This window comes from Ruminococcus sp. RTP21484sp1_RTP21281st1_A8_RTP21281_210402, assembly GCF_040914025.1.
Lineage (GTDB): Bacteria > Bacillota > Clostridia > Lachnospirales > Lachnospiraceae > Blautia_A > Blautia_A faecis.
Map to the genome: position 1 here is coordinate 173,994 of NZ_JBCPGE010000002.1, position 8,842 is coordinate 182,835.

General features: G+C 42.9%; 9 protein-coding genes. 7 read left to right on the forward strand and 2 right to left on the reverse strand.

Features of this window, described 5'->3' with window-relative positions; genetic code table 11:
* Both AB5170_RS01630 and AB5170_RS01635 read right to left on the reverse strand, forming a co-directional pair.
* Positions 1-1,581, reverse strand: a 1,581-nt coding sequence (locus tag AB5170_RS01630) for an alpha-amylase family glycosyl hydrolase (protein WP_368365033.1), incomplete at its 3' end; no start/stop codon positions are given.
* Positions 1,582-1,828: 247 nt separating this feature from the next.
* Entirely contained in the window at positions 1,829-3,040 is a 1,212-nt protein-coding gene (locus AB5170_RS01635) for an ROK family transcriptional regulator (RefSeq protein ID WP_173717216.1), read from the reverse strand.
* Between the two features lie 320 nt (positions 3,041-3,360).
* On the opposite strand from AB5170_RS01635, the gene AB5170_RS01640 reads away from it, so the two are divergent.
* From AB5170_RS01640 to AB5170_RS01670, 7 genes are all read left to right on the forward strand, one after another.
* Positions 3,361-4,440 carry an ABC transporter substrate-binding protein gene (locus tag AB5170_RS01640; RefSeq protein ID WP_173717217.1) on the forward strand — a complete coding sequence of 360 codons (1,080 nt, stop codon included), beginning with the start codon at positions 3,361-3,363 and terminating at the stop codon, positions 4,438-4,440.
* A 94-nt stretch (positions 4,441-4,534) separates the two neighbouring features.
* Positions 4,535-5,329, forward strand: coding sequence for an ABC transporter permease (locus AB5170_RS01645; RefSeq protein WP_148461589.1), 795 nt, complete (start codon positions 4,535-4,537; stop codon positions 5,327-5,329).
* A complete protein-coding gene (locus AB5170_RS01650; RefSeq protein ID WP_148461590.1) occupies positions 5,322-6,101 on the forward strand; it encodes an ABC transporter permease in 780 nt (259 codons plus the stop codon). Before AB5170_RS01645 ends, AB5170_RS01650 begins: the two co-directional genes overlap by 8 nt.
* The gene (locus tag AB5170_RS01655) at positions 6,077-6,832 is read left to right on the forward strand and encodes an ABC transporter ATP-binding protein (RefSeq protein WP_148461591.1); all 756 of its coding nucleotides are present in this window, start codon (positions 6,077-6,079) and stop codon (positions 6,830-6,832) included. The genes AB5170_RS01650 and AB5170_RS01655 overlap by 25 nt, the downstream gene beginning before the upstream one ends.
* Positions 6,833-6,845: 13 nt before the next feature.
* Positions 6,846-7,589 (forward strand): ABC transporter ATP-binding protein, encoded by a 744-nt coding sequence (locus AB5170_RS01660; RefSeq protein ID WP_148461592.1) that lies wholly within the window; start codon positions 6,846-6,848, stop codon positions 7,587-7,589.
* A gap of 2 nt (positions 7,590-7,591) precedes the next feature.
* Positions 7,592-8,512, forward strand: coding sequence for a DMT family transporter (locus AB5170_RS01665; RefSeq protein WP_173717218.1), 921 nt, complete (start codon positions 7,592-7,594; stop codon positions 8,510-8,512).
* Positions 8,513-8,545: 33 nt separating this feature from the next.
* On the forward strand, positions 8,546-8,842 hold a 297-nt coding region (locus AB5170_RS01670; protein ID WP_368365034.1), incomplete at its 3' end, for an iron-containing alcohol dehydrogenase.

An 8,842-nucleotide genomic window follows, 5' to 3' on the forward strand; every position in this document is an offset into this window, starting at 1 on the left:
ACCATCAGCTGCTTTTTCAGAAGCATTTGCGGTGCAATCAGAGTTACCTACAGTAGTCGCAACCGTTTCCTTTATGCTGTCCGTATTCGCAGCATTTTTCAGTGCCTGAGAGATCGGAGTTGTATTTTGCTCTGCGACAGTGGCAGCAGCTTCCTCTTTTGTCTGGTCTGCGTTGTCAGCCTTAACTGTTGTATTAGTAGTTTCCGGTGTCTTTGCATTCATCTCTACCGGCTTATACTCTGGCATATCCCCAGCCGGAACCCAGATATTGCCGCTGTTTCCGGCAACGGTTACATGAATGCGTCCATTTTCTACAGAAACTTTTTCACCGGTCAGAGTACCTACATACTCAGCTGCATTTCCAGCAGCCAGATCCATAGAAGCGGCATTGTCATCATTATTTACAGTGACGATCACACGCACCCCATCCAGGTCACGGGCAAAAGCATACTGGCGGTTGGTGAGCATAAGCTCTGCATAGCTTCCATAATTAAGAGCCGGTATATTCTGGCGGACTTTTCCAAGGGCAGCAATAAGAGCTGTGCAAGGATTTTTCTCCACTGCGTCAGCATAATCAGCAAGATTTAAGGCTGGTCTTAAGCTGTCATCTGAGGTTCTTTCCTTACGTCCCTCAATTCCAAATTCAGAACCATAATAAATACTTGGAACTCCCGGAAGGGTGTAGAGAAGCACATGAACTGGAGCAAAATGCGCCTTATTGGAAAGTTTGGTGTAAATTCGTTCTACATCATGGTTGTCCACGAAATTATAAAGATCAAGGTCGCCCATGTTCTGCAGATATTTTACAGTGTGCGCGATCTCAAAATAGTTATGGTCATTGTGTCCGCTGTAAAGAGCCTTGTGAAGTGCATAATTTGTAACACTGTGAAGGGTGCTGCCATTTACCCAGCGGCTGTAATCGCCGTGGATGACTTCGCCCATCAGCCAAAAATCCGGTTTCACTTCCTCAGCGGTGCGGCGCAACTGTTTCATAAAATCAAAGTCCAGAACGTCCGCAGCGTCAAGACGGATACCATCCACATCAAATTCAGAAACCCAGAAACGGATCACATCGCAGATGTAGTTCTGCACATCAGGATTGCGCTGGTTTAATTTTACCAGAAGATTATATCCGCCCCAGTTTTCATAGGAAAAACCATCGTTGTATTCGGTATTTCCAGAGAAGTTCACATTACAGTACCAGTTTACATAAGGTGAATTCTGTCGCTTCTCCTGAATATCTTTAAATGCGAAAAAGTCACGTCCGGTGTGGTTGAATACGCCATCGAAGATAACCTTGATCCCTTTTTCATGGCAGGTTGCAACGAAATTCTTCAGATCCTCGTTGTCACCCAGACGGGAGTCAAGCTTCCTGTAATCAGTAGTCTCATAACCATGTCCCACACTTTCAAATAAAGGACCTATATATAAAGCGGTGCACCCGATTTCTTTAATATGATCGATCCACGGAAGAAGCGTATTCAACCTATGCACAGGCTCCCCATACTCATTCTGCTTCGGCGCCCCAGCCAAACCCAATGGATAAATGTGATAAAAAACTGCCTCGTTATACCAACTCATGTCTAACACCTCTGTCGTTTAAAATAAATTTGTACATTCAACGTTTTCTATAATAGCAGATTTTAGGAGCTTATTCCATATAAAATTGAAATCCACCCAAAACCCGACGCTGCGCTAATCCCGTGGGGCGAAGCCCCACCGCCCCAAGGAGTAAGAGCGGGCGGAGCCCTTGGCACATGGGGCACCACGCAAAAAATCCACCGTCCCGGAAACACTGCCGGTTCGGTGGATTCCCATTTCCACACTTTTAGGAAAGCAAAAAGTTCTCTACAGCAATGGCCGTAGACCCGATATATTTTTTCTTTTTCCGGAAGGTGCTCTTCACGCAGAACTGTTCCGGCAGGGTGGAGTTTATTTCAACTAACTGTTCGGTAAAAAGAGACACAATAGAATCGTGCTCGAAAATATCCCCAAAAAGCACCAGCTTATCCGGTGCCAGGATAAGAATGGCATTGTTGGTCACTTCTGCAAGATCAAAAGAGCACTTGGAAACATACTCCCGAAGCTCCTGATTGGGATGATTCAGATAACTCTCCAGATTGGCAGAGCAAGGCTCTCCCACAGTTTTGGAAAATTCCAGAATATCCTTCCCATTCTCAGAGTGCATCAGCTCTTTAATGTGATCAATAATCGCCGCCTCAGAAATCAAAGTCTCCAGACATCCATTCCGTCCACAGATACATTTCGCTCCTTTTCCCTTGGCAAAGTGATTATGCCCAATCTCAGAAGACTGATAATTATATCCCTTGTAAATATGTCCGTTGATCGCAGTAGCAGAACCCACTCCAGGTCCCCACTTCAGCATCAGGATATTCTGTGCGTTCTCAATATTCGTTCTATAAAGAAGCTCACTCTGGAGAAAGGCACAAACATTGCTCTCCACAGTAATAGGAAATGGAAGTTCATTCTCCAGCAGTTCCTTAAAAGGAACCGGCCCCTCAAAAACACGATAAGGGTGAAGGGCAATTCCCTCCAGGTGGTTTACCGGTCCGATCACAGAAACACCGGCACCCAGGATCTGATTCAAATGGATAGAATGATTCCACAAAATCTTGATACACTCCTTGGCAAGCTCTGAGCAGAACTCCTTCTTATTCCAATTAGAAGAAAATGTAAAAGGCTCTTCCACAATGAGCTTTCCGTGAAGGTTGGTAATGGCGATATTAACAGATGCCGGATGTATGTCAAAGCAGACGATGTACTTCCAGTTATAATTAATCTTTAATGGGCTTTGTTTGCGTCCCGCCTTCTTATTAGGAGAATCTACACTTTCTTCACACTGTATGATAAGACCACTTTCTAAAAACTCGTTTACTATAGATGTCACTGCCGCTGTTGATATTCCGAGAAAACTGGCTATTTCCGTGCGGGAAAGGGATTCGTTGGCGAAAAGCAGCCGCAGCGCATTCAGGCGGTTATTTGCTTTTGTCTCAAGGAACGCAGAATTGATATTATTCATACGGTACGAATGCTCCTTCCTGTCTTATGGAATGCATTTATAAAGAATCTTAATTATTTGAATAGTTAAGATTCTTAATTAAATAAAAATGCTTACTGTAATTATACGAGATATATCTATATAATGCAAGGGAAAAAATGGGAAAATCCAAATTGGTCATATTATTGAATGACAAAATGCACAAAAACAAATCAAAATATATGTATAATTGTACAGGTTGACAAATGAATAACGATATAGTATGATACAACCATATTAATTAACAAAGTTGATTAATAAAACGTACACATATTCAGTAAACAAAATGAAGGAGGTATTTTATGAACAAAACAGCAAAGAAGGTTGTAGCAACAATTTTAACAACGGTCATGACAGTGGGGGCTGCCACCGTTGTATCCGCTGATGATCTTTCCATTACATTAAGCCATCAGCCCTACAGCCACGCACTACCATCTTACATTGGGGAAGAGGAAGGAATCTTTGAGGAGAACGGACTTAACACAGAAATCCTGTGGTTCTCATCAGGAAACACCCAGAACGAGGCACTTGGAGCTAACGAGTGGGATGCAGGAGCTTGTGGAACACCGCCGGCAATCGCAGCAGGAATCGCTTACAACGCTAAGATCGTAGGATTCAGTGTTGATGATACAGTTTCCGTTGACTACTGGGTACGTGCAGACAGTGACATCGCAGCGATTTCAGGAGAGGTTGAAGGATATCCGGACATCCTTGGAAATGCAGACACATGGAAAGGCAAAACAATCCTTTGCCCAACACAAACAAGTGCTCACTATATGCTGATCGCAACCTTAAGTGCTATGGGACTTACCCAGAACGATGTAAGTATCGTACACATGGATGTTCCATCCGCATACACCGCATTCAAAGCTGGCCAGGGCGACATCGTAGCTCTTTGGGATCCACAGTCCTATCAGGCTGAGGAAGAAGGCTGGGTAAAAGCTTCCAGCGGTGAGGCTTCCGGCGAGACAATGCCAACCGTTCTCGTTGCTTCCGAGCAGGCAATCGAAGAGAACTGGGATGCAGTTTATGCATGGGTTAAGAATTATTACGAAATTTCCGAAAAATACAAAGACGATATCGATACCCAGAGTGAATATCTGCTTCAGATGCAGCTGGATAACGGAATTGACACAGATGAGGAACTAGCAAGACGTTTCGTAGAGGACAGACCACTTCCTACTCTGGAAGAGAATGTTGAATACTTCAAAGGCGAAGCTGGAAATACAAAAGCTGATGAAGTTGTTAATAAGATCGTTCAGTTCTTTATCGATCAGGGAACCTACACAGACGATGACATGACTACATTAAAAGAAAACGGTTTTGTTGATGGCGAATTCATTCGTGCAATAGCAGAGGAAAAAGGTATTTCTATGGAGTAATTTCTGTAAACGTGTATTGCCGGTATGAGAACAGAAACTGTTTTTATGCCGGCATTACTTATAAACATCGGAAAGGTGATTGGGATATAAACATATGAATAAACGTTCTAATGGAAAGATGAAATACAGAATGCTCAGTATTCTGGGACTTGTTATATTTTTTGGAGTCTGGGAAGCCGCTGTGCGGCTTGGCTGGGTTTCACACAGATCATTGAATGCTCCGTCAGAAGTTGTGGAGACGTTTATATATAAACTGACAAATGCAAATCCAGATGGTTCCACACTTCCACAGCATTTCTTCCAGAGCTTAAAGCTTGCTCTTACAAGTTTTATTATCGCAACTATAATCGGTGTTCCACTGGGATGGATCATGGGATATTACAAAGTGGCAGATTTCCTGCTGAACCCATTATTTGAAATTATCCGACCAATCCCTCCGATCGCATGGATCCCGATTGTAATCCTTACAATGGGTATCGGAATGTCTGCAAAAGTATTCATTATCTTTGTAGCTGCTTTCGTACCAAATGTTATCAACTCCTACTTAGGAATCAGGCTAACGGATGCCACGTTGATAAATGTGGCGAAAACCTTCGGGGCCAGTGACTGGAAGATATTTACCACAGTATGTATCCCATCTTCCATGAATATGGTTTTCACCGGAATCCGCTTATCCCTGAACGCATCCTGGACAACACTGGTAGCAGCAGAGATGCTTGCTTCCATCCGTGGCCTTGGTTACATGATCCAGATGGGCCGTACCATTATCCGTCCGGACATCATTATTGTTGGTATGTTTACGATTGGTTTAACAGGAGCCATGCTCAATGGAATCCTGGGATTGTTTGAAAAGAAAGTAGCACCATGGAGGTACAGAGACAATGGATAGTAAAGAGACGAAAAAATGGTATTATGTACTGCCGGTTGTTTCAATAGGAATCTTTATCCTGGCATGGGTGTGGTTATCAAGCGCTGAGAACAGTATGATCCCTACACCGCTGGCCACCTGGGAAAAATTCCTGAACATTATGACAAACCCAATTTCACAGGCAATCCTGCCAGTACATATCTGGGTAAGTTTAAGACGAGTTCTGATCGCATTCTTCTTTGCTATCGTTCTTGGAGTTGGACTTGGTGTAGGCCTTGGCTGGAGCAAAACCTTCAATGCAGTTGTTGACCCAATCTTTGAAATGCTCCGTCCTATCCCGCCAATCGCATGGATTCCGCTTATCATCTTATGGTTTGGAATTGGTGAGACATCAAAGATCATCATTGTATTTATTGGTTCATTTGTTCCGATTGTTCTGAATACTTATTCAGGAATTAAAGAAATCGATCCGCTGCTTGTAAGTGCCGGTAAGGTACTGGGAGCAAACAGAAGACAGATCTTACTTGAGATCACACTTCCTGCAACTGTTCCGGCAATCCTGGCTGGTATCAGAACTGCTTTATCAAGTGGATGGATGTGTGTAGTTGCAGCTGAGATGATCGTTGCGAAACAGGGAGTTGGTTTCCTGATCGTACGTGGACAGGAATCTGGTGATACAGCGCTCATCGTTGTATGTATGCTGGTAATCGGAATTGTCAGTATGCTTCTGTCTACAATTTTAAGTAAACTGGAAGGAGTGCTTTGTCCATGGCAGTTCTCAAAAACAAAATAGAGTTAAAAAATGTCTCCAAAGTATATGAGACAAGAGATAAACAAGTGGAAGTATTAAACAACCTGTCCTTTGAAGTACATGAAAACGAGTTCCTTGTTCTTCTTGGACCAGGCCGTTGTGGAAAAACAGTTCTTCTGAACATCCTTGCAAATCTGGAGAAACAAACATCCGGAACCATTGAATTTGCAGGTGGAAGACCGAAGATGGGCGACCTTGGAATGGTATTCCAGAAATACGCTCTGTTCCCATGGAAAACAGTTATGGGAAACGTAGAGATGAGCCAGAAGTTAAAAGGCGTTGACAAAAAAGTACGTCAGGAAAAAGCTCAGGAATACATCAATCTGGTTGGACTGAAAGGATTTGAGAATTCTCTTCCGAAACAGCTTTCCGGTGGTATGAAACAGCGTGTTGGAATCGCAAGAGCCTATGCATCTGAATCCGATATCCTTCTTCTGGATGAGCCATTCGGAGCTTTGGATGCACAGACAAGATACCAGATGGAAGATGAGATCATCAAAATCTGGGAAAAGAATAAAAAGACAATTATCTTTGTAACAAACAACGTAGAGGAAGCTCTTTATCTTGGTGACAGAATCCTGCTTCTTTCTTCAAGACCGGCAGAAATCAAGAAAGAATACGTAGTAGATCTGCCTCGTCCGAGAAGCTATACAGATAAAGCTTTCCTGGAATATAGAAATGAGATCGTAGACAATACAGATCTGGATATTTAACGGAGGGCAGAAAATGAGTGATGATACAAAAGTAAAAGTAGTAGGATTGACAAAGAAGTTCGGTGATCTTCTTGTACTGAATGATATTTCATTTAACGTAAAGAAGGGAGACTTCGTTTGTATTGTAGGTCCTACAGGATGTGGAAAAACTACATTCCTGAACCTTCTGGTAAAACTGATCGAGCCAACATCAGGACAGATCTTAATCGACGGAGAGCCGGCAGACCCGAAGAAACACAATATCGCCTTTGTTTTCCAGGAGCCATCTGCATATCCATGGCTGACTGTAGAAGAAAATCTTCAGTACGGCCTGAAAATAAAGAAAGTAGACCAGAAAACAATCGAAGAGAGAACAAAAGAAATTGCGGAATCCTTAGGACTTACAGAGGTTCTGAAATCCTATCCACGAGAACTGAGTGCTTCTCTTGAGCAGCGTGTTGTAATCGGAAGAAGCTTCGCACTTCATCCAGACCTGCTTCTGATGGATGAGCCTTATGCACAGATGGATATCAAGGTACGTTATTACCTTGAGGATCAGGTTATCAAGCTGTGGCAGAAAACAGGAAGTACAGTACTTTTCATTACTCATAACATTGAAGAGGCTGTTTACCTGTCTGAGAAGTGCCTGATCTTATCTCAGAAACCTACAACTATTAAGGAAGAGAAGATCATCGACCTTCCAAGACCGAGAGACATTGCATCTCCGGAATTTATCGAACTGAGAGAGTATGTAACAAAACAGATTAAGTGGTGGTAATTATGGCAGAAGAAAAAAAGTCACTTTTTCCATTGCTGATCCTGCCAGTAATATGGGGAACCTATTACGTGGCGAGCCAAAAGCTGGTAGGATTTACATCCTCCTTTACCTCAGGCCTTTCCATTCGTTTTGTGGTTATGCTGGCCCTGATCGTGATCATGGCCAAAAGAGGCGAACTTGGACTGTTATGGAAAACAGAAGGGGTAAGAGCAAGACTGGTAATGATCGGAACCCTTGGCTTTCTGCTGGACTGGACAGCGTTCTTAGGTTTGTCCATGTCCTCAGCAGCTACAGGAACAGCGCTTCTCAAGTGTGACGTTCTTATGGTAAACATCATATCAGTCATCGTTTACAAACAGAAATTTACATGGAAAGCATGGGTTTGCACCTTTGTGATGCTGTTCGGCGTATTCATGGTAATGGGAATTGACTTTACCAACTTCAAGATCGCTGAACCGGGAAATATCTTTTTCCTGCTCAGTGCATTGTTTGTTTCCATCAATGCATTCGTGATCAAAAGCGTGCAGTTGGATAAGAAAAACCCGATCTGTGATGATGTAGTTGCTTTTTATAACAACTTTATCACAATGATATTTTTTACAGCGGCATCTCTCATTGCCGGAACTGTAAAAGAAGTACAGAATATTTTTACTGATAAATATGTGGCACTGGCACTGTTATTTGCAGCAGCAGGACAGACGCTGGTATACGTAGTTTATTATCATAACCTTAGAAATTATCCTGTATGGCTGGTAAAAGTTTTCCTTTTGTTTATGCCCATCGTTTCAACGATCATTACCTTCGTTCTTTTCGGAGAACACATGGTGGGAAAACAGTATATCGGAATGGCTGTTGTAATTCTTGGAGCATTGGGAATCCTCATGCAGCAAAAAGCCATGCCAGCAGATAAAAATAAAATATAAAAATTAAAAGTGTATCAAACAGGAGGTACAGGTATGAAGTGGGAATATATACAGCCGGTAACAATTCGTTTCGGTGAAGGAATCGTGAAGGAAGTTAAAGACGTAGCAGCATCCATGGGATGCAAAAGAGGAATCCTGGTAAGTGACCCGTTTTTCCTTACAAACGGTCTGGCAGATAAGATCGTGAAAGACAGCGACGGCACACTGGTTTGTGTTTACGGAGAGGTTTCCCCGAACCCTGAGGTAAAAGAAGTAGATGCCTGCGCAAAACTCATCCGTGAGAATGATATTGAGTTCGTAGTTGCACTGGGCGGTGGAAGTGCTCTTGAC

Bases quoted from the DNA above. Each gene is read 5' to 3' on its own strand.
- AB5170_RS01640 (WP_173717217.1), top strand. From the start codon at position 3,361: ATGAACAAAACAGCAAAGAAGGTTGTAGCAACAATTTTAACAACGGTC.
- AB5170_RS01660 (WP_148461592.1), top strand. From the start codon at position 6,846: ATGAGTGATGATACAAAAGTAAAAGTAGTAGGATTGACAAAGAAGTTC.
- AB5170_RS01650 (WP_148461590.1), top strand. From the start codon at position 5,322: ATGGATAGTAAAGAGACGAAAAAATGGTATTATGTACTGCCGGTTGTT.
- AB5170_RS01635 (WP_173717216.1), bottom strand. From the start codon at position 3,040: ATGAATAATATCAATTCTGCGTTCCTTGAGACAAAAGCAAATAACCGC.
- AB5170_RS01645 (WP_148461589.1), top strand. From the start codon at position 4,535: ATGAATAAACGTTCTAATGGAAAGATGAAATACAGAATGCTCAGTATT.
- AB5170_RS01665 (WP_173717218.1), top strand. From the start codon at position 7,592: ATGGCAGAAGAAAAAAAGTCACTTTTTCCATTGCTGATCCTGCCAGTA.
- AB5170_RS01655 (WP_148461591.1), top strand. From the start codon at position 6,077: ATGGCAGTTCTCAAAAACAAAATAGAGTTAAAAAATGTCTCCAAAGTA.